This is a genomic window from Stutzerimonas stutzeri (assembly GCF_000952685.1).
Taxonomy (GTDB): Bacteria; Pseudomonadota; Gammaproteobacteria; order Pseudomonadales; family Pseudomonadaceae; genus Stutzerimonas; species Stutzerimonas stutzeri_E.
This window is the reverse complement of the sequence record NZ_JYHV01000037.1, coordinates 483387-501345: the sequence shown is the minus strand read 5'-3', so window position 1 is coordinate 501345 and position 17959 is coordinate 483387. Positions and strand designations below refer to the sequence as shown.

The window sequence follows — 17959 nt, the reverse complement described above, 5'->3', positions numbered from 1 at the left end:
GCGTCAGCCTTCGCTGCCATGACGGCGCATGAAGCGGCGATCGATATAATCCTTCCAGCGGCCCAGTAACCGACCTTCGGCCGCCAGGCTGCCCCAGCTCAGCAGCGCCCCTCCGTGACCGTCGGCCAACAGGGCGAGGCTGTGCGTTGGTGGATGGTAATGACGCAGCGGCTGGCCGATGGCTGCTCGACCAAGGTTGGTGGCGAGTACAGCCGCCTGGCGCACCGCGTGAACACCGTTGTGGAGGGCGCCGGGAAGACTGGCGCAATCTCCGCTGGCGAAAACGTGCGGATGAGAGCGGCTTTGCAATGCTGGCGAGACATCAATGAAGCCGCGTGCATCCAGCCGCAAGCCGGATTCGCGCACCCACTCCAGCGGGCTGGGTCCGGTTGCGACGACCAGACGTCGGCCCCGCCAGCGGATCTGGCCGTCGCCGATCAGGGTGTTGCCATGCACCGCCTGGATCGGAGTGTTTTCATGGACTTGCACCTTGGCGTGCTGCAGATGCCTCAGCGCGAGACGGCGCAGGCGTGGCGGATGCGCGGTAAGCAGCTGGCCATCGGAGAACAGCTCGATGGACGGAGCTCGACCGGCCATCGCCAGCGCCAGTTCGACACCTGCCGCGCCGCCGCCGACAATCGCCAGCGGCTCAGGGATTTCCTGCCATTGTTGCCAGCGCCGGATGAAGTCGGCGAACGGCTTCACCGAGAGCAACTCCATACCATCTCCGGATTGCTCCGGTAGCCAGGGCAGGGAGCCCAAGTTCAGTGACAGCCAGGTGCTGCGCAATGTCTCGCCAGTCGCCAGGAGCAGCTCGGGGGTTTCCGGAAGTAGCGCAACCATCGTGCCCTGGATGAACTCGACTTCGGCCGCTGCGCAGAGTTTGGGTAGCGCGATCCGGCATTGGCGTGCCTGGTAATGCTCGGCAATGAGGCCGGGCATCATGCCCGAGTACCAGGCATGGGGATCGGCCGAGATCAGGCCGATCCGGCCCACGGGGCGTTCACGGCTGGCCCATTGGCGCAGCGCGCCGAGGTGGCTATGACCAGCGCCAGCAAGCAGCAGGTCGAAGTCAGTATTCATGGCGCATCAGAGCAAGGCTGATGCGGATGAGGAACAGGGTTGGCTAGGGCTCGTGTGGCGCAGCGCGGCATCCATGACATCGAGATAACCTCCAGAGCATCGCAACTGACCGGCAGGCTGCATCAGTCGCCGCCTGGCGGTTGCCAGGGCGGTGAAGGGATGCTCGTTGCAGTATAGATTCAATGCGCGGCTGGACGCTTGAATCTTGGCTATCGAGGTGGGCGTCGGTTCGGCCTCAGAGCGTTTCGACGTCGATCGAGACACTCAGAGAATGAGTGGCGCCGGGGGCCAGTCGGACCATGTCGTCCAGCACGTTTGCCGTCTCGATGCAAAGCATCCGCTGCCAGGCATCGTCGGCGAACTGTGACAGGCGCTGCGCCTTGGCGACCCATGGGTTCCACAGCACGGCCGAGCGGGAGCCGCGGGTCTTCAGGATAATCCGGCGGTTGAGTCCCGGATCACGCAGGCACAGCGTCGGCGGCAGCTCGAGGTAGATACGGTCGGTCTCGCCATCGAAGGCGAGATCACCCTGCTGCTGGCGTTGCTGCCAGGCGTCCAGGGTTTCGATATAGGGGCAGCCGTCCAGCCCTTCCACCGAGACCTGATGGATGTCGCTGATGGTGAAATAGCTGTGCATTGCCTGGGACAGCGCGATCTCTGCCTGACCACGGTTGTGGCTGGTCAGCGTCAGGTGCAGCCCTTTATGGTCCAGGCGAATCTGCAGCTTCAAGTCCACCGCGTGAGGCCAGCCAGGCAGGCTGCCAGCTTCGTTGCAGGCGAATTCCAGCGTGGCGCCGTCGGCGTCGCTGCACGAATCTTTCAGCAGCCAGTCGATGTTGCGCACCAACCCGTGCGCCGGAGCCGGTTGGCTGCCCCGGTAGGCGTCCTGGATCGGTTGCGGATTGCGGATCAGATCGCCGAACCAAGGCCAGCACACCGGGATCCCGCCGCGCACCGCCTGGCCGCGTTCGAATGACGCCTCTTCGCTGAGCCAGATGACCGGCGACGCATCGCCCTGACGGTAGCAGAGCACCTGCGCGCCCTGTTCGGCGACGATCAGTTCGGCGGCACCGTTGCGGATGCGCCAGCAGGGCAGTTGGTCCATTTCGATGCGCTGAATGTCGGCGGGCATGGCAGTCTCGTTGGCAAATGCTGGGTTGTTCTGACCTTGTTCGCGCCAGAGGATTCCGCACCGGCCGGTTTCGGCTGACCGGGCTGCGGGACGGACTCGATCACTGTCGGAAGTAGGGTCGAGCCGTCGGGTCTCGGTAGCGGGGGCTCAGCGTCCCTGGCAGGCATCCACGCGCAACCATCGCTCCAGCAGTTTGAAACCCTGCATCAGGATGAAAGCGATGATCAGATAGATCAGGCCCGCAGTGAGGAACATTTCTTCGTGCATATAGGTGCGCGCCGCGATTTTGCGTGCCATGCCGGTCAGTTCGAGCAGGGTGATGGTGCTCGCCAAGGCGCTGGCCTTGAGCATCAGAATGACTTCGTTGCTGTAGGCCGGCAGACCGATGCGCGCCGCGCGCGGCAGGATGATGTGCCACATCGCCTGGCTACGCGACATGCCCAGCGCACGCGCCGCTTCGATTTCCCCCGGCGGCACATTCTGGATCGCGCCGCGGATGATTTCGGCGATATAGGCGGCGGTATGCAGCGTCATGGTGATGATCGCGCACCAGTACGGATCGCGCAGGAACGGCCAAAGCGCGCTTTGGCGAACCACCTCGAACTGCGCCATGCCGTAATAGACCAGGAACAGCTGCACCAGCAGCGGTGTACCGCGGAAGAAAAAGATATAGCCGTAGGGCAGGGCGCGCACCGCCAGGATGCGTGAGGAACGGGCGATGCCCAGCGGCAGCGCAAGGATCAGCCCAGCGACGACCGAAGCGCCGACCAGTTGCAGGGTCAGCCAGGCGCCGTCGAGGAAGCTTGGCAGCCACTTGATGAACAGTTCCCAGCTCATGCGGTGCTCCTGGCGAAGCCGCGACCGGCGCGTTTTTCGAGGAAGTACATACCGCTCATGGCGATAACGGTCAGGCCAAGGTAGATGAAGGCGGCGACGACGAAGAAGGTGAAGGGCTCCTTGCTGGCGGTCACGGCGATTTGCGAACTGCGCATGATCTCGTCCAGGCCAATCACCGAAACCAGCGCGGTGTCCTTCATCAGGATCATGAACAGGTTGCCCAGGCCGGGCAGGGCCAAGCGCCACATCTGCGGCAGGATCAGCCGCAGGAATATCCGCGGCTTGCCCAGGCCCAGGGCCAATCCGGCTTCGCGATGGCCCTTGGGAATAGCCAGCAACGCGCCGCGAAAGACTTCGGTGGCATAAGCGCCGAAGCACAGGCCGAGGGCGATGGTGCCGGCGGTAAACGGGCTCAGGGCAAGATTCTCGATACCGAATATCTCACCGATGCCACGCACCAGGCCGATGGTGCCGAAATAGATCAACAGCACCCAGAGCAGTTCGGGTACGCCGCGCACGATGGTCGAATAGGTGCCGCCTATCCAGCGCAGGGCGGCGAACGGAGAAGTCTTGGCAAGTGCGCCAAGCAGGCCGAGCACGAGGCCCAGGGCCAGCGCCGCGAGGGCCAGTTGAATGGTCATCCAGGTCCCGGCGAGCAGCGCGGGACCGAATCCATGAAGGTCGGGGATCATATGGGCTCAAACACCAAAGCCCGGCCGACCAGATTGGCGACCGGGCCTTGATTCAGACGGATCAGTAGATATCGAAAGGGAAGTACTTCGCGTTGATCTTCTCGTAGGTGCCGTCGGCTCTGATTTCAGCCAGTGCCTTGTTCAGCTTCTCGCGCAGCTCATCGTTGCCCTTGCGCACGGCGATAGCGATCTTGTCGTTATCGAACACCGGCTCACCCTTGAATTCGAAGTCCTTGCCGGCGTCGCTCTTGAGCCATTCCCACTGCACGAAGGAGTCGGCGAGGATGCCATCGACGCGGCCGGAAGCCAGATCGAGGTAGGCATTCTCTTGGGTGTCGTAGAGCTTGATGTCGACCACGCCATCCATGTTGTCTTCCAGCCAGGTGCCAGCGATGGTGGCACGCTGCGCTCCGATGGTTTTGCCCTTCAGATATCCCTCGTCAGTCTTGAAGTCGACCGATTTGGGCGCCACGAACTGCAGCTTGTTGGTGTAGTAGTGGTCGGTGAAGTCGACGGCATTCTTACGCTCCTCTGTGACCGACATGGACGCGGCGAGGAAGTCGAATTTGCCGGCGTTCAGCGCCGGAATGATGCCGTCCCAGTCGGAGGTGACCACTTCGCACTCGACTTCCATCTTGGCGCAGAGTGCGTGGGCGATATCCAGGTCGAAGCCGACCACCTGGCCGCTGGCGTCGATCAGGTTGAAGGGAGGATAGGCGCCCTCAGTACCGATGCGCAGCTTGTCGGCGGCAAAGGCGTTGGCGCCGAGCATCAGGGTGGCGGCGGCAGTCAGCAGAATTTTCTTATAGCTTTTCATGCGATGTGTTGCTCCATTAGCGATGGCTGGACATGAACTGTTTACAGCGTGCCGATTGGGGGTTGTCGAACACCTGCTCCGGCGTTCCTTGCTCTTCGACCAGGCCCTGATGAAGAAAAACCACCTCACTGGAGACCTGTTTGGCGAAATTCATTTCATGGGTAACGAGCAGCATGGTACGACCCTCATCGGCCAGTGACCGGATTACTGCAAGCACTTCTTGTACCATTTCCGGATCGAGCGCCGAGGTCGGCTCGTCGAACAGGATGACCTTGGGTTGCATCGCCAAGGTGCGTGCGATGGCCGCGCGCTGCTGCTGACCGCCGGATAGCTGATTGGGGTAGACATGGCGCTTATCGGCGATGCCCACCTTGGCCAGCAAGGCCTCGGCGCTTTCGGTGGCTTCAGCCTTGCTCAGGCCGAGCACGCGTCGTGGCGCCTCTATGATGTTGTCCAGCACGCTCATGTGCGGCCAGAGATTGAAATTCTGGAACACGAAGCCGAGCTTGCTGCGCATCAGGTTGATCTGCTTGGCGTCGGCTGCCACCAGGTCGCCGTCTTTGGCGCGTTTGAGGCGCAGCTGCTCGCCAGCGACGAGAATCTCGCCCTCGTTGGGGTTCTCCAGCAGATTGATGCAGCGCAGAAATGTGGATTTTCCGGAGCCGGACGAGCCGAGGATGGAAATCACATCGCCGTCGCGCGCGGTCAGCGAGATGCCTTTGAGTACTTCCAGATCGCCGTAGCGCTTGTGCAGGTTGCGGATTTCCAGTGCTGGGATGGCCTCAGCCATTGAGCTTCCTCTTCTCGGACCAGGGCGTTGCGTGGTCCTTTTCTGTGTAAATTGCGCTCCGGCCGACTGCTCGCCCTCCTGGCGAGGCGCAAACCTAGCATGGGCGGGGGCATGCGCCAAGCGCGGCACCATACCAAGCTTCGTGACCGGTTGGTCACCGATGGTTGGCCTCGTTAATCGGTCTTCTATATATAGATGAATTTAGCGCCATTGCCCGAAACCCGGAGCGAAACGCGGACAAACGACGCGACCGCTTGCGCAGAGTCGCGGTCGCTCCTCATGGCTGATCGGGTTTGGGCAGATCGGTTTCGCCGCTCAGCATCTCGTCGTGTTCGTTCATTTTCCACGGCAGGCTTCCCGGCGATATATGCAGGAAGTGCAGGTACTTTTCGAACTGGTCGAGGATGTCGCTGATGATGTCCTGCTGGTCATAGCCGTAAATGTCATAGTGCTGCCCGCCGCGGCGCAGGAAAACCTCGGCGCGATAGTACTGCTCATCAGTATCCGGCCCTTCGGAAAGGGCGAAGGCGGGCATGGCGTAGCCCACCATGCGGATTTCGTAGATGAAATCTACCTGGGCTTCCTTGAGCACTTCCAGATAGACGCGAGAGTTGGCTTCGTCCGTATGCACCTCGGCGTTCCACTCTTGGCCGCTGAGTTCGCGCTGCACACGGCGCATGGCCTTGAGCACGGTGCTGCTCATGAAGTCTTCGACCTGCTCGCGGTCTGGGAAGCTGACCATGCCGGCAAGGCGCTTCTTCCACAGACCCGGCCCGGCGTTGCTGGCCAGGCGGCTGCTTTGCATGTGGTTCTGCAGGCTGGTTTCGTGATGCCCTTCGATCACCAGCGCGCGCCACATGCCCAGCGCGGAGATCAGCATGATGATGGCGAACGGCAACGCACTGGCGATGGTCATGGTCTGCAGCGCGCTAAGGCCACCGGCGAGCAAAAGCGCGGCCGCCACCAGCCCCTCCGTACTGGCCCAGAACACGCGTTGCCAGACCGGCGTATGGCTCGCGCCGCCGGCTGCCAGCGAGTCGATCACCAACGAGCCGGAGTCCGACGAGGTGACGAAGAAGGTGACGATCAGCAGCACCGCCAGGAACGAGGTGATAGCGCTCATCGGGAGCAGTTCGAACAATTTGAACAGCGCAATGGCGTTATCGGCCTGCACATCGGCGATCAGCGAGGTGTAGCCCTCGACCATGATCAGATGCAGCGCGGTGTCGCCGAACACCGAAAACCACAGAAAGGTAAAGATCGTCGGCACGAACATCACGCCGAAGACGAACTGCCGAATCGTCCGGCCGCGGCTGATCTTGGCGATGAACAGACCCACGAACGGCGACCAGGCGATTGTCCAGCCGAAGATGAACAGGGTCCAGTTGCCGATCCAGTCGCTGCGCGAATAGGCCTGCAGATTGAAGGTACGCTCGATGATGTTGTTCAGGTAGCTGCCTGTGTTCTGCAAAAAGGTTTCGAGAATGAAGATGGTCGGGCCGGCCAGAAACACGAACAGCATCAGCGCGATCGCGAGAATCATGTTCAGCAGCGAGAGATTCTTCACGCCCTTGTCGAGGCCGGCGACCACCGAGCAGATCGCCATGGCGGTGATGACGGCGATGGCGGTGATCTGGACCCCGATACTCACCGGAATGTCCGGCCACAGATAGTTGATCCCGGCGTTGATCTGGGTAACCGACAACCCGAGCGTCGTGGCGATGCCGAACAGCGTACCGAGAATGGCGAAGACATCCACCACGTGACCGATTGGCCCGTAGATGCGTTCGCCAATGATCGGATAGAGCGCCGAGCGCATGGACAGCGGCAGTCCGTGGCGAAAGGAAAAATACGCCAGCACCAGGCCAGTCAAGCCGTAGATCGCCCAGATATGAAAGCCCCAGTGGAAGAAGGCGATCTGCATCGCCTGCTTGGCTGAGTCGACCGTTTCCGCTGCACCGGCCGGCGGCGAGGCGTAATGCAGCACCGGCTCGGCCACGCCGAAGAACAACAGGGCGATGCCGTAGCCGGCAGAAAACAGCATGGCGAACCAGGCGGGGAAGCTGTATTGCGGTTCCGCGTGGTCAGGTCCGAGCTTGATGCTGCCCCAGGGTGTCATCGCGATACCGACGATAAACACCAGAAAGAACGCCACCGACAGCATGTAGAACCAGCCGAAGTTAGTGGTGATGAACGCCAGCGTAGAGCTGAATACCTTGCCGGCCAGGTCCGGATTGCTGATGGTGCCGAGCACCAGCAGCAGCGTTACGGCGACGGCAGGAATGAACACCGGGAAAAGGATGATGGCTTTGGGTAGCTTCTTCTTCTCTGCATCCATGTGTGTTCGGGCCTCTGGTTGGCGAGTGGAACGGAAAACGCTTTGGCTCTCCAAGCGCGATGGCAATCAGGAAGGTAGACGGCCATTTGCGACGAAATACTCACCAGCATTGCCGTGTGGACGTCCGTTGCTCAAGAGACTGGTCGGACTTCAAACGGGCATGGGGCTCCACGGCGGGGGCAGCGCGACTTGGCGTGGGTTGGTTGAGCGGTCGCTCAGAAGGCCGGCTCCAGTTGGTAACGGCGCAAGATGCTCGGCACCGTACCGTCGGCGATCGCCTCGTCCAATGCATGCTCGAACGCCATGAACTGGGTCTCGCTCACCGTCTTGCGCGACAGCCCGATACCGTAGGTGATCGGGCCCATTTCGCCCGCCTCTCGCAGTCCATCGAGGTGTTCGTCTTCGATCAGGTGCCAGGCCACATCCTGATTGAGCACCGCCAGCCCTTCCTTGCCGAAGCGTCCGGACTGCAGCATGCGCAACAGGCGCCGGTTGTCGGCAGTCAGGTGGAAGTCCACGTCAGGTACGGCCTTGAGGCGTTCGGAGAGCACATAGGAGGTTCCCGAAGGGCCATAAACACCAACCCGTCGGCCGGCCATATCGCTTGGTTGATGAAACACGAAGGTACTGTCATCACGGGCGAAGACGCTGTAGTGAGAAGTCACCAGCATCCGGGTGATGTGGAATATCTGTTGCCGTTGGGGCGAGCGTACTAGTGTGAAGATGCCATCCGCCTGGCCCTGCTCGGCGAGCCGCAGCGCTCGCCGCCAGGGATACAAGGTGATCGTGCAGTCCTGCTGCAAACGTACGCAGACCGTTTGCACCACCTCCACCAGAGGGCCACCCGCACCGACGCCGGCGTCAGTGTTGGCTGGGGTGTCGGCAGGGTAGGTGAAGGGGGGAAAGTCTTCGGTCACGAAGCGCCAAGGCGCTGCGCTGGCCTGCGCAGTAGCCAGTAGCAGCCAGATCATCGGAATCGAGAGAACCTTACGCATGGCTTGCTCCTTGCGTTGCGTTAAGCCTTCCTTAGCGGATCAATGCAGCCAGGGCGATATGACGGTCGGCCCGTCACACTGGTATCAGCCTAGCCCAGAATTAAGTCAGGGCGGCTAAACGGCTTAAGACTTAACGCGTCGGTTTCCCGATCGATTGAAGTAGCGGGCGCAACCAGGTGGGCTTCCAGCTCAGCGTCAGCGAGAGGCTGAATGCCCCCGCGCTGACCAGCAGCATCCAGAGGACCGCACCAAATCCGCTGCTTTGTAGGGCCAGCAGCAGCGCCAGCGCTGTTGCCAGAGAAAAAGCCGCGAGCAGCTTCCGGCCCTGTTGGCTGGCCGGGCTGGGTGTACAGGCCAGCGGATCGACCGCCTTGCGATGCACTGGCTGACAGAGCGCTAGCAGGGCGAAGGCGAGATAGCGCAGCGCGAACGCCAGCGCCGAAGCGAGCAGCTCAGGCACGCTGATGCCTCTCGCGCAGGGCTCGTGCAGCCGGTTGAGGGGCGAGCTCGGCCTGGCGGATTCGCCGCGCCGCCAGCAGACAAACGCTGGCGAGGGCCATCAGCATCAGGTCCATGCCGGCGACGGCAGCCTGTCCTGCGGACAAGCTGTGCAGCAAATGGTCGCCAGTGGTGAGCCAGTTCAGCAACACCGCACTTACGGCCAGCCCGGCGGCCGATTGCAGCTGCCTGCGCCACGCCTGCGCCGGGCATAGCACGGCGTGAGCCAGCGCGAGCAACCAGTACAAATAGAACGCCCAACCTTCCAGAGCCGCAGCGCACAACTTGGAGCGCGCCGCATGACTGGATGCGTCGTCATGGATCGTGAAGAGCGCTGTAAAAACGCAGCAGAAAACAAAAAGGCCCACCGCATGGGTGAGCCTTTTCGTTCGGATTAGTGGTGCCCAGGGACGGAATCGAACCGCCGACACGGGGATTTTCAATCCCCTGCTCTACCGACTGAGCTACCTGGGCAACGGGGCGCTATTAGACGGATTTGGCTTTTGCCTGTCAAGCGCGGCCAGGAAAATATTTAGCCAGAACGGGCGTTTAGCGTTGTGCTGGACCTTTTGCAGCGATCTTGGCGTCGCGGGCGGCTTGCGCGGGGCGAGCAGGGCGCGGTGCCTTGCTCGCTCTGGACGCGGCGGATCATTCGCTCGGCGGTACGTAACCCTCGGCCTGGGCGTAATCCTCTCCGGAGAAGAACTTGTCCATCTCGGCTTGCAGGAACTTGCGGTCCTCGGCGTTCATCATGTTCAACCGGCGCTCGTTGATCAGCATGGTCTGGTGCTTCTGCCAGTCGTCCCAGGCCTTCTTCGACACGTTGTTGTAGATGTCTTCGCCCTTCGGGCCCGGATACGGCGGGCGATCGAGGCCGGGCAGTTGTTCTTTATACTTGCGGCAGTTCACGGTGCGGGTCATGACATCTCTCCTGCGTTCAATTCGGCGGCGGCGCGCTTGAGCAGCGTCTTCACCGGGGCGGCGAGCCCCAGTCGCGGCGGGGTGGCGAGGTTATACCAGAGCCAGTCAGGCTCGGCCACGGCATCGCCCTTGGGCTTGACTCTGATCAGCCACGGCTCGATCGCCAGCTGGAAATGGCTGAACGTATGAGTCAGGCCCGGCAGCTCGCGGCGCTGCTGCAGTTGCAGTGCATGCCGTGCGGCGAGCGGGTCAAGCGCGGCCAGATCATCCAGTTCCGGCAGGCTCCAGAGTCCGCCCCATAGTCCGGTGGGTGGACGGCGATAAAGCAGGATGGCGCCTTCATGGTTGGCCAGCAGCGGCATCAGGGTGCGCTTCTGCGGCAATGCCTTGCGTGGTTTGGGCACTGGGAAATCGGTTTCGCGACCGAGCAGATGGGCTCGGCAGCCGCTCTTTAACGGGCAGAGCAGACAGCTGGGCTTGCTGCGGGTGCAGAGCGTCGCGCCGAGATCCATCATCGCCTGGGTGTAGTGATTGACACGCGCTTGCGGGGTCATGCGTTCGGCCAAGTCCCACAGCTGTCTGGCGACTTTCGGCTCTCCGGGATAACCGTCCTGCGCGACGTAGCGAGCCAATACGCGCTTGACGTTGCCGTCGAGTATCGGGGCGCGCAAACCCATGCTCAGGCTGGCGATAGCGCCGGCGGTGGAGCGGCCGATGCCGGGTAGCTCGGCGAGCTGATCGACGCATTGCGGAAATTCGCCGCCGTGCTCGGTGACGATCAGCTTGGCGGTCTTGTGTAGGTTGCGCGCGCGGCTGTAATAGCCCAGGCCGGTCCACAGGTGCAGCACTTCGTCTTCGGTGGCGTCGGCCAGGGCTTCGACCGTTGGCAGGGTGGCCATGAAACGGTCGAAGTAGCCGAGCACGGTGCTGACTTGGGTCTGTTGCAGCATGATCTCCGAGACCCAGACCCGGTAGGGCGTGATGCCCTGCTGCCAGGGCAGATTTTTACGCCCGTGGCGGTCGTACCAGTCGAGCACGGCGGTGCCGAACTGCTCCGGGCTCATGGGGTGGTCAATCATCGGTTGAACAGGCCTTTAAGTGCGTCTTTCAATTCAGGACTGACCTTGTCGCCAAGCTTCTCTTCGATTTTTTCGTTGAGCTTTTCTCCGGCGAGCCTGGCGGCGATCTTGCCGAGGCCGTCCTTATCGAAGCGGCACGCCTTGGCGCCTAGTTCCAGCGGGCCGCGGCAGCGCAGTGGCCATTCGAGGCCGACATAGCGCTCATTGACTGCGCAGGCCGGGTCGGGCATCGCGCCTTTGTCGCCTTCGACGACGATACCGACGCGGTAGTCCATGCCCAGCACACGGAGGTCGATGTCGCCGTTGCCGTTGACCGTCAAACCGGGAATGCTGGCCTTCAGGTCCGGGTTGCTGGCGATGCCGTTGTGCAGGTTCAGACTGCCCTTCAATTGGCGGAACGGGGTGTCCTTGCTACGCGGGTCGCTGGAGAGGGGTTTGCGGTTGAGGGTGGCGATGGCGTGGCAGAGTTGCTGCTCGAGGTTGGCATCGACGAGGATGCCATTGTCGACGATGAAGCCGATGTTGCCGTTGAGATTGTCGATCCAGGCCTTCTGGCTGTTGCCCTGGCTGCGAAGGTCGCTGTCCAGGTTGAGCAGGCCCTTGATGATGACCTTTTCATCCTGGCTTTGCAGCAGGCGCTCGACCGGAACGCGGGCGAGGCGGGTCTGGGCGGTTATCAGTGGTACCTCTGGTCGCACGTCGAGGCTGGCCGAGGCTTCCATGCGGCCGTTGTAGATGCCGCCGCGCAGCTCCTGCAGCGTCAGCAGACCGCCAGCGCTGCGTGCCTTGAGCGCGAAACCGTCGAATGGCAGTTTCATTGCGGTGAGGCTGCCGATATCCAGGTTGATCCGGGTGTCCAGGCTGCGCAGTGTGCCGATCGGCAGTACCTGCGCTTCGCTCCAGGCTTGCTGGGTCGGTTTGTCAGGCAGAGGCGTGGTGCCGCTGCCGATTGCCGCGGCTTCGGTGGCTTCCACTTCGCTCTGGCGAGTCGCGCCAGCTGCATCGTCCTTGCCTGGCGGCGGCAGGTAATGATCGAGGTTCAGCTGGTCGCCCTTGAGGTCGACGCGCAGTGCCTGCTTGGCGAAATCGCTGATGCCAACCTGGCCGGTAAAGGTGCTGCCGTCCAGCTTCAGGTCGAGTTCTTCAAAGGTCAGGCTGTTCGAAGTCCCGGCCAGGCGAGTGACCAGTTCGGCTTTGCTCAATGCCTTGTTGTCGGCCATGGTCGGAAGCTGCTGGCCGATGCTGTCGAGAAATTCGCGCAGGTTGAATTGGGCGATGGACAGGGTGCCGGCGATCTTCGGCTGCTCCCGCAGATCGCGCGCTTTCAGCTCACCAAGACCACGCAGCTGGTTGGCGGTGAACTTGAGGCTGGTCCACTCGGCAACGTTGGCCGCCAGGTCGGCCAGCAGCTGGCCTTGAGCGCTGAAGGAGAGAGTCTTGCCTTGCAGCGGCTCGCCGGAAGCCTCCCCGCTCAGGCGCAGGTCTTCGAGCTGATAGCGTTGGAGTTTGGTATCGAAGCGCAGCGCGCCTTGCAGTTCGGTACGCGCACGCATCACCGGCTTGTTGCTGCCGAAGAAGGCGTTGAGTTTGACCGGAATCGAGGTGGCTTCGCGAATGGCGCCCGTGCTCAGCTCGATGCCCTCGGCACTGAATTGCTGGCCACTTTTCGCGTCGTGGTAGGACACTCGGGCATCGCTGATGGTCAGGCTATCGATATCGAGTCGCAGGGGTCGCCTGCGATTGTCGGTTTTCTGCTCGTCAGTCGAGGTTTCGGCCGGTTCCGCTGGTGGCGTGTCGCCAGGCTGTGTTTCGCTGGCAACCGGTTGGCCCACGCCTTCCCAGTTGCCCTTGCCGTTTTCGTCGCGGCTCAGGGTCAGGTTGAGGCCGTTGAGCGTGATATCGCTCATCTGCACTTCACGGCTGAACAGCGGGAGCACTCGGACCGAGAGGCCAAGCATGCGCAGGTCGGCGAAAGGCTGTTGTGGAGCTCGGACGCTGGCCAGGGTGGTGTCGTGTAGCTCCAGGCCGAGCCAGGGGAACAGGCTCCAGCCGATGTCGCCGGCGATATTCAGCTCGAGTCCGGCCTTGTCGCGGGCAAGTTCGCGAATTTCGTCCTTGTAATCATTGGGATCGAACAGGTGGGTCAGGGCAAAGCCCAATGCGACGATGAGCAGCAGCAACCCGAGGATTACCAGGCCCAGGATCTTGCCGAGCGCTTTCATGGACAGGTCCTTTGTGTTTGGCATTCAAAAGCAGCGAGTATAGCGCTGCGAACCATGGCTTTCGTCGCAGCTGGCGTTGGAGTAGTTACAGGCGCCTGGGTTCCTGGCCGGCTGCGCAGGCGCAGGCAGCGGTCCAGCCATAACTAGCTGGGGTCTAGTGGCAGATGTGTCCGTGCGGCCAGCGCCTGGGCTTCGAGGTGCGCCGGCGGCGCTACGAGATGCAGCTCGTTCGAGGCTTCGGCAGCCAGGCGCCGGCACTCGTCCAGGATCCGTTTGCCAACGCCACGACGGCGGGTGACCTTGCGGACGCATAGATGCGAGAGGCGCCAGTGCGGAGCGCCCCGCTGCAACAGGGCCGCGCCGAGCAGGCGATCATTGAAGCGGCCGGCGATCAGGCTACGGTTGGCCAGTCCCGCCTCGATCAGAGCTGTGGCATCCGCATAAGGCGCCAGCAGCCAATCCGGGGCGTCGGCATATATTTTCGCGAGATCGATGCGATCCTGCTGGCTGGGCTCGGTTACGGTTTCGACGAATACGGGCATGTTGACCTGGTGCGCTGTGTGGTTGCGGCAAGCATAACTGCGCCGGCTTGCCAGCGCACGGTGGCGGTGCGCCGTGTTCCGATGTGCTGGATCTCGGGCGATCTGCTTTTGGGGACCCTGAGGCTTAGCACCACCAGACGAGATGTTTCGACGATCGCCCGTCCGGCTTCCCGCTAGCCGTATTGTGAGCCGCCGGGGCGCGTATCCCCGCAGGCGGGTTTGCGCCTATAATGCCGATCTTTTTAGCCCCACGATCAGCGGAGCTGTCGATGTCCGAACGTACGGCATGCGTAGAGCGCAACACCCTGGAAACCCAGGTCAAGGCCACCATTAACCTCGATGGCACCGGCAAGGCCCGTTTCGCCATTGGTGTGCCCTTTCTGGAACACATGCTCGACCAGATCGCCCGCCATGGGCTCATCGATCTGGATATCGAGTGCAAGGGCGATCTGCACATCGATGACCACCATACTGTCGAGGACGTCGGCATCACCCTCGGCCAGGCCTTTGCCAAGGCGGTCGGCGACAAGAAGGGCATGACCCGCTACGGACATGCCTACGTGCCGCTGGATGAGGCGCTGTCGCGCGTGGTGATCGACTTCTCCGGGCGTCCGGGCCTGCAGATGCACGTCCCTTACACCCGCGCCACCGTCGGCGGTTTCGATGTCGATCTGTTTCAGGAATTCTTTCAGGGCTTCGTCAACCACGCCTTGGTCACCCTGCACATCGACAACCTGCGCGGGCACAACACCCATCACCAGATCGAAACCGTGTTCAAGGCTTTCGGCCGCGCGCTGCGCATGGCGGTGACGCTGGATGAGCGGATGGCCGGGCAGATGCCGTCAACCAAGGGTTGCCTGTAATGCAGACCGTCGCCGTCATCGATTACGGCATGGGTAACCTGCACTCGGTTGCCAAGGCGCTCGAGCACGTCGGTGCTGGCCGAGTGTTGATCACCAGCGATGCGCAAGTCATCCGCGAAGCCGATCGGGTGGTGTTCCCCGGCGTCGGCGCGATCCGCGACTGCATGGCCGAGATTCGCCGCCTGGGTTTCGACGAGCTGGTGCGCGAAGTCAGCGTCGATCGCCCGTTCCTGGGCATCTGCGTCGGCATGCAGGCGCTGATGGAGCGTAGCGAGGAGAACGGTGGTGTCGATTGCATCGGCCTGTTTCCTGGCCAGGTGCGCTTCTTCGGCAAGGATATGCAAGAGGGCGGCGAGCGCCTGAAAGTGCCGCACATGGGCTGGAACGAGGTGGAGCAGGCGATTGCCCATCCGCTCTGGCACAACATTCCCGCCGATGGCCGCTTCTATTTCGTGCACAGCTATTACATCGAAGCGGGAAATCCAAGACAGGTGGTCGGTCGCGGCCACTACGGCAAGGATTTCGCCGCCGCGTTGGCCGACGGCTCGCGCTTCGCCGTGCAGTTCCACCCTGAGAAGAGCCACACCCACGGCCTGCAGCTGCTGCAGAACTTCGCCGCCTGGGACGGCCGCTGGTAATGAGTCGGGCAAAGCTCAAAGCGCCGATCCTGACGCTGGATTCTGCGCAGGAGCAGGCCGCACAGCAGATCATAAAGCGCTTTCTGGAAGATCGTTTCGAGCTGGAGCTCGGCTCCTTCGAAGCGCAGGAAGTGCTCGATCTGTTTGCTCGCGAGATTGCTCCGCTCTATTACAACAAGGCGATTTTCGATGTGCAAACACACCTTAAAGAAAGGTTTGAAAGCATCGAAAGCGACTTGTGGGCGCTCGAGAAGAGCTGACCTTAACCGATATCCGATTTGAACAGGTTCGAGCCATGCTGATTATTCCCGCCATCGATCTCAAGGACGGCGCCTGCGTGCGTCTGCGTCAGGGGCTTATGGACGACGCTACGGTGTTCTCCGACGACCCGGTGGCCATGGCCGCCAAGTGGGTCGAGGCCGGTTGCCGTCGTCTGCATCTGGTCGATCTCAACGGTGCCTTCGAGGGGCAGCCGGTCAACGGTGAAGTGGTCACGGCGATCGCCAAGCGTTATCCGGACCTACCGATCCAGATCGGGGGCGGCATTCGTACCCTGGAAACCATAGAACACTACGTACGCGCCGGCGTCAGCTACGTGATCATCGGCACCAAGGCGGTCAAGCAGCCGGAGTTCGTCACTGAGGCCTGCCGCGCCTTCCCGGGCAAGGTGATCGTCGGCTTGGACGCCAAGGACGGGTTTGTCGCCACCGATGGCTGGGCAGAGGTCAGCAGCGTGCAGGCCGTAGATCTGGCGCGTCGTTTCGAGGCCGATGGCGTTTCGGCAATCGTCTACACCGATATCGCCAAAGACGGCATGATGCAGGGCTGCAACGTCGAGGCGACGGTGGCCCTGGCCAACGCCAGCCGTATTCCGGTGATCGCCTCCGGCGGTATCCACAACATCGGCGATATCCAGAAGCTGCTCGATACCAATACCCCCGGCGTCATCGGTGCCATCACCGGTCGTGCGATTTACGAGGGCACGCTGGACGTGGCCGAGGCGCAGGCGCTCTGCGATCTCAAATTTAAAGACGAATAAAAAGTCGTGAGCTGAAGCCGGAAGCAGCTCGACCGGCTTCCAGCTTCTGGCTCAAGGCTTCAAGCTCTTTTCGGAGAAAAGCATGGCCCTCGCCAAACGCATCATTCCCTGCCTCGACGTGGACAATGGCCGCGTGGTCAAAGGCGTCCAGTTCGAGAACATCCGCGATGCCGGTGATCCGGTGGAAATCGCCCGTCGCTACGACGAGCAGGGCGCCGACGAAATCACTTTCCTCGATATCACGGCCAGCGTCGACAACCGCGACACCACGCTGCACACGGTGGAGCGCATGGCCAGCCAGGTGTTCATCCCGCTGACCGTCGGCGGCGGCGTGCGCAGCGTGCAAGACATCCGCAACCTGCTCAATGCCGGTGCCGACAAGGTCTCGATCAACACCGCCGCCGTCTTTACCCCCGAATTCGTTGGCGAAGCCGCCGAGCGCTTCGGCTCGCAGTGCATCGTGGTCGCCATCGACGCGAAAAAGGTATCCAAACCTGGCGAAACGCCGCGCTGGGAAATCTTCACCCATGGTGGCCGCAAACCCACCGGGCTCGACGCCGTAGTCTGGGCGCAGAAAATGGAAGCGCTGGGCGCCGGGGAGATTCTCTTGACCAGCATGGACCAGGACGGCGTCAAGAGCGGCTATGACCTCGGCGTGACCCGCGCCATCAGTGAGGCCGTGCACATCCCGGTGATCGCATCCGGTGGCGTCGGCAACCTGCAGCACCTGGCCGACGGCATCATCGAGGGCAAGGCTGACGCGGTGCTGGCGGCCAGCATCTTCCACTTCGGTGAATACACGGTGCCAGAAGCCAAAGCTTACATGGCCAGTTGTGGCATCGTGATGCGTTGACCGGCGCCGCGCCAGTCAACCAGGAGCACAGCCGCGAACATGCCGCGGCTGCCGCTTCGTCAGGGAGTCACATCATGTTCAAAACCCTGCTTTTTGCGATGGACGTCGACTCTCGCTGATCGCTGGCGCCGTGCAGTCGGCACCAGAGCCGCTAAAGCTGCTCACCGAGAACTTTCCGCCGCTACAACATGGCAGTCGATGGCAAGAACTTCGCGCGTGACGAAAACATCACCGCGATTGCCACCGATATCACTCTCGGAACGTTTAGGCGCACCGGCGTCATTACGCTAGACACCATCAGCGGCCGCAATCTGTAGCGGTTTGCCTTGCTGCAGCTCCGGTCGACGTGCCGAATCGCAGCGTTTATAGCGCTGCGATGCTCTATTTCGGAACGCCACGCTCGCGTTTCTCTGCTTGCCGGCCGGTATTTCCCTCCCGTTGATCCGTCAGGCAATTGCCTGGTTGCGAATGATGGCAATATGATTCCCTGGATCTGTGCGGTTTTTCACATTGCGGGGGTCGCTGCGCTGCGTCTGGTTCACAAGTTGCTAAACATAATCGAACGAGGTCCGCATGGAGTCTGCTCGGCAGGGCCAGCGCGGTGTCGTATGGGATGTTCG

At 62.0% G+C, this 17959-nt stretch carries 19 protein-coding genes, 1 tRNA gene and 1 pseudogene; 6 read left to right on the top strand and 15 right to left on the bottom strand.

Features of this window, described 5'->3' with window-relative positions; all coding sequences use genetic code 11:
- Positions 1-3 precede the first annotated feature (3 nt).
- The 15 genes from UF78_RS20905 to panM all read right to left on the bottom strand — a co-directional run bounded on the left by UF78_RS20905 (position 4) and on the right by panM (position 13946).
- The gene (locus UF78_RS20905; protein WP_045164130.1) at positions 4-1083 is read right to left on the bottom strand and encodes an FAD-dependent oxidoreductase; all 1080 of its coding nucleotides are present in this window, start codon (positions 1081-1083) and stop codon (positions 4-6) included.
- Between the two features lie 235 nt (positions 1084-1318).
- Positions 1319-2215: a D-hexose-6-phosphate mutarotase gene (locus UF78_RS20900; protein WP_045164129.1), complete on the bottom strand. Its 897-nt coding sequence runs from the start codon at positions 2213-2215 to the stop codon at positions 1319-1321.
- A gap of 147 nt (positions 2216-2362) precedes the next feature.
- Positions 2363-3052, bottom strand: a complete 690-nt coding sequence (locus UF78_RS20895; protein WP_045164128.1) for an ABC transporter permease — start codon at positions 3050-3052, stop codon at positions 2363-2365.
- Positions 3049-3744, bottom strand: coding sequence for an ABC transporter permease (locus tag UF78_RS20890; RefSeq protein WP_045164127.1), 696 nt, complete (start codon positions 3742-3744; stop codon positions 3049-3051). The genes UF78_RS20895 and UF78_RS20890 overlap by 4 nt, the downstream gene beginning before the upstream one ends.
- Before the next feature lie 61 nt (positions 3745-3805).
- Positions 3806-4561 (bottom strand): ABC transporter substrate-binding protein, encoded by a 756-nt coding sequence (locus UF78_RS20885; protein ID WP_045164126.1) that lies wholly within the window; start codon positions 4559-4561, stop codon positions 3806-3808.
- A gap of 16 nt (positions 4562-4577) precedes the next feature.
- Positions 4578-5351, bottom strand: coding sequence for an ABC transporter ATP-binding protein (locus UF78_RS20880; protein ID WP_045164125.1), 774 nt, complete (start codon positions 5349-5351; stop codon positions 4578-4580).
- Positions 5352-5628: 277 nt separating this feature from the next.
- Positions 5629-7689, bottom strand: a complete 2061-nt coding sequence (locus UF78_RS20875) for a BCCT family transporter (RefSeq protein ID WP_045164124.1) — start codon at positions 7687-7689, stop codon at positions 5629-5631.
- A 215-nt stretch (positions 7690-7904) separates the two neighbouring features.
- The gene (locus UF78_RS20870; protein ID WP_045164123.1) at positions 7905-8684 is read right to left on the bottom strand and encodes a substrate-binding periplasmic protein; all 780 of its coding nucleotides are present in this window, start codon (positions 8682-8684) and stop codon (positions 7905-7907) included.
- Positions 8685-8814: 130 nt separating this feature from the next.
- Positions 8815-9144, bottom strand: a complete 330-nt coding sequence (locus UF78_RS20865) for a DUF3325 family protein (protein ID WP_045164122.1) — start codon at positions 9142-9144, stop codon at positions 8815-8817.
- The gene (locus tag UF78_RS20860) at positions 9137-9430 is read right to left on the bottom strand and encodes a hypothetical protein (protein ID WP_196298705.1); all 294 of its coding nucleotides are present in this window, start codon (positions 9428-9430) and stop codon (positions 9137-9139) included. Before UF78_RS20860 ends, UF78_RS20865 begins: the two co-directional genes overlap by 8 nt.
- A 150-nt stretch (positions 9431-9580) precedes the next feature.
- Positions 9581-9656, bottom strand: a tRNA-Phe gene (locus UF78_RS20855).
- 174 nt (positions 9657-9830) lie between these two features.
- The gene (locus UF78_RS20850; RefSeq protein ID WP_045164120.1) at positions 9831-10103 is read right to left on the bottom strand and encodes an oxidative damage protection protein; all 273 of its coding nucleotides are present in this window, start codon (positions 10101-10103) and stop codon (positions 9831-9833) included.
- Entirely contained in the window at positions 10100-11167 is a 1068-nt protein-coding gene (mutY, locus tag UF78_RS20845) for an A/G-specific adenine glycosylase (RefSeq protein ID WP_045164381.1), read from the bottom strand. Before mutY ends, UF78_RS20850 begins: the two co-directional genes overlap by 4 nt.
- 11 nt (positions 11168-11178) lie before the next feature.
- Positions 11179-13404, bottom strand: a complete 2226-nt coding sequence (locus UF78_RS20840; protein WP_045164119.1) for an AsmA family protein — start codon at positions 13402-13404, stop codon at positions 11179-11181.
- A 143-nt stretch (positions 13405-13547) separates the two neighbouring features.
- Complete coding sequence (gene panM, locus UF78_RS20835) at positions 13548-13946, bottom strand: aspartate 1-decarboxylase autocleavage activator PanM (protein ID WP_045164118.1); 399 nt, start codon at positions 13944-13946, stop codon at positions 13548-13550.
- A 269-nt stretch (positions 13947-14215) separates the two neighbouring features.
- On the opposite strand from panM, the gene hisB reads away from it, so the two are divergent.
- The 6 genes and pseudogenes from hisB to UF78_RS23160 form a co-directional block, all read left to right on the top strand.
- Positions 14216-14809, top strand: coding sequence for an imidazoleglycerol-phosphate dehydratase HisB (hisB, locus tag UF78_RS20830; RefSeq protein ID WP_045164117.1), 594 nt, complete (start codon positions 14216-14218; stop codon positions 14807-14809).
- Complete coding sequence (hisH, locus tag UF78_RS20825) at positions 14809-15447, top strand: imidazole glycerol phosphate synthase subunit HisH (RefSeq protein WP_045164116.1); 639 nt, start codon at positions 14809-14811, stop codon at positions 15445-15447. The genes hisB and hisH overlap by 1 nt, the downstream gene beginning before the upstream one ends.
- Complete coding sequence (locus UF78_RS20820) at positions 15447-15707, top strand: DUF2164 domain-containing protein (protein WP_045164115.1); 261 nt, start codon at positions 15447-15449, stop codon at positions 15705-15707. The genes hisH and UF78_RS20820 overlap by 1 nt, the downstream gene beginning before the upstream one ends.
- 35 nt (positions 15708-15742) lie before the next feature.
- On the top strand, positions 15743-16486 hold the full coding sequence (gene hisA / locus UF78_RS20815) for a 1-(5-phosphoribosyl)-5-[(5-phosphoribosylamino)methylideneamino]imidazole-4-carboxamide isomerase (protein WP_045164380.1): 744 nt from the start codon (positions 15743-15745) through the stop codon (positions 16484-16486).
- Positions 16487-16568: 82 nt separating this feature from the next.
- The gene (hisF, locus tag UF78_RS20810) at positions 16569-17339 is read left to right on the top strand and encodes an imidazole glycerol phosphate synthase subunit HisF (protein ID WP_045164114.1); all 771 of its coding nucleotides are present in this window, start codon (positions 16569-16571) and stop codon (positions 17337-17339) included.
- 98 nt (positions 17340-17437) lie between these two features.
- A pseudogene (locus tag UF78_RS23160) lies at positions 17438-17620 on the top strand (amino acid ABC transporter substrate-binding protein); the annotation flags it as partial.
- Between the last annotated feature and the right edge of the window lie 339 nt (positions 17621-17959).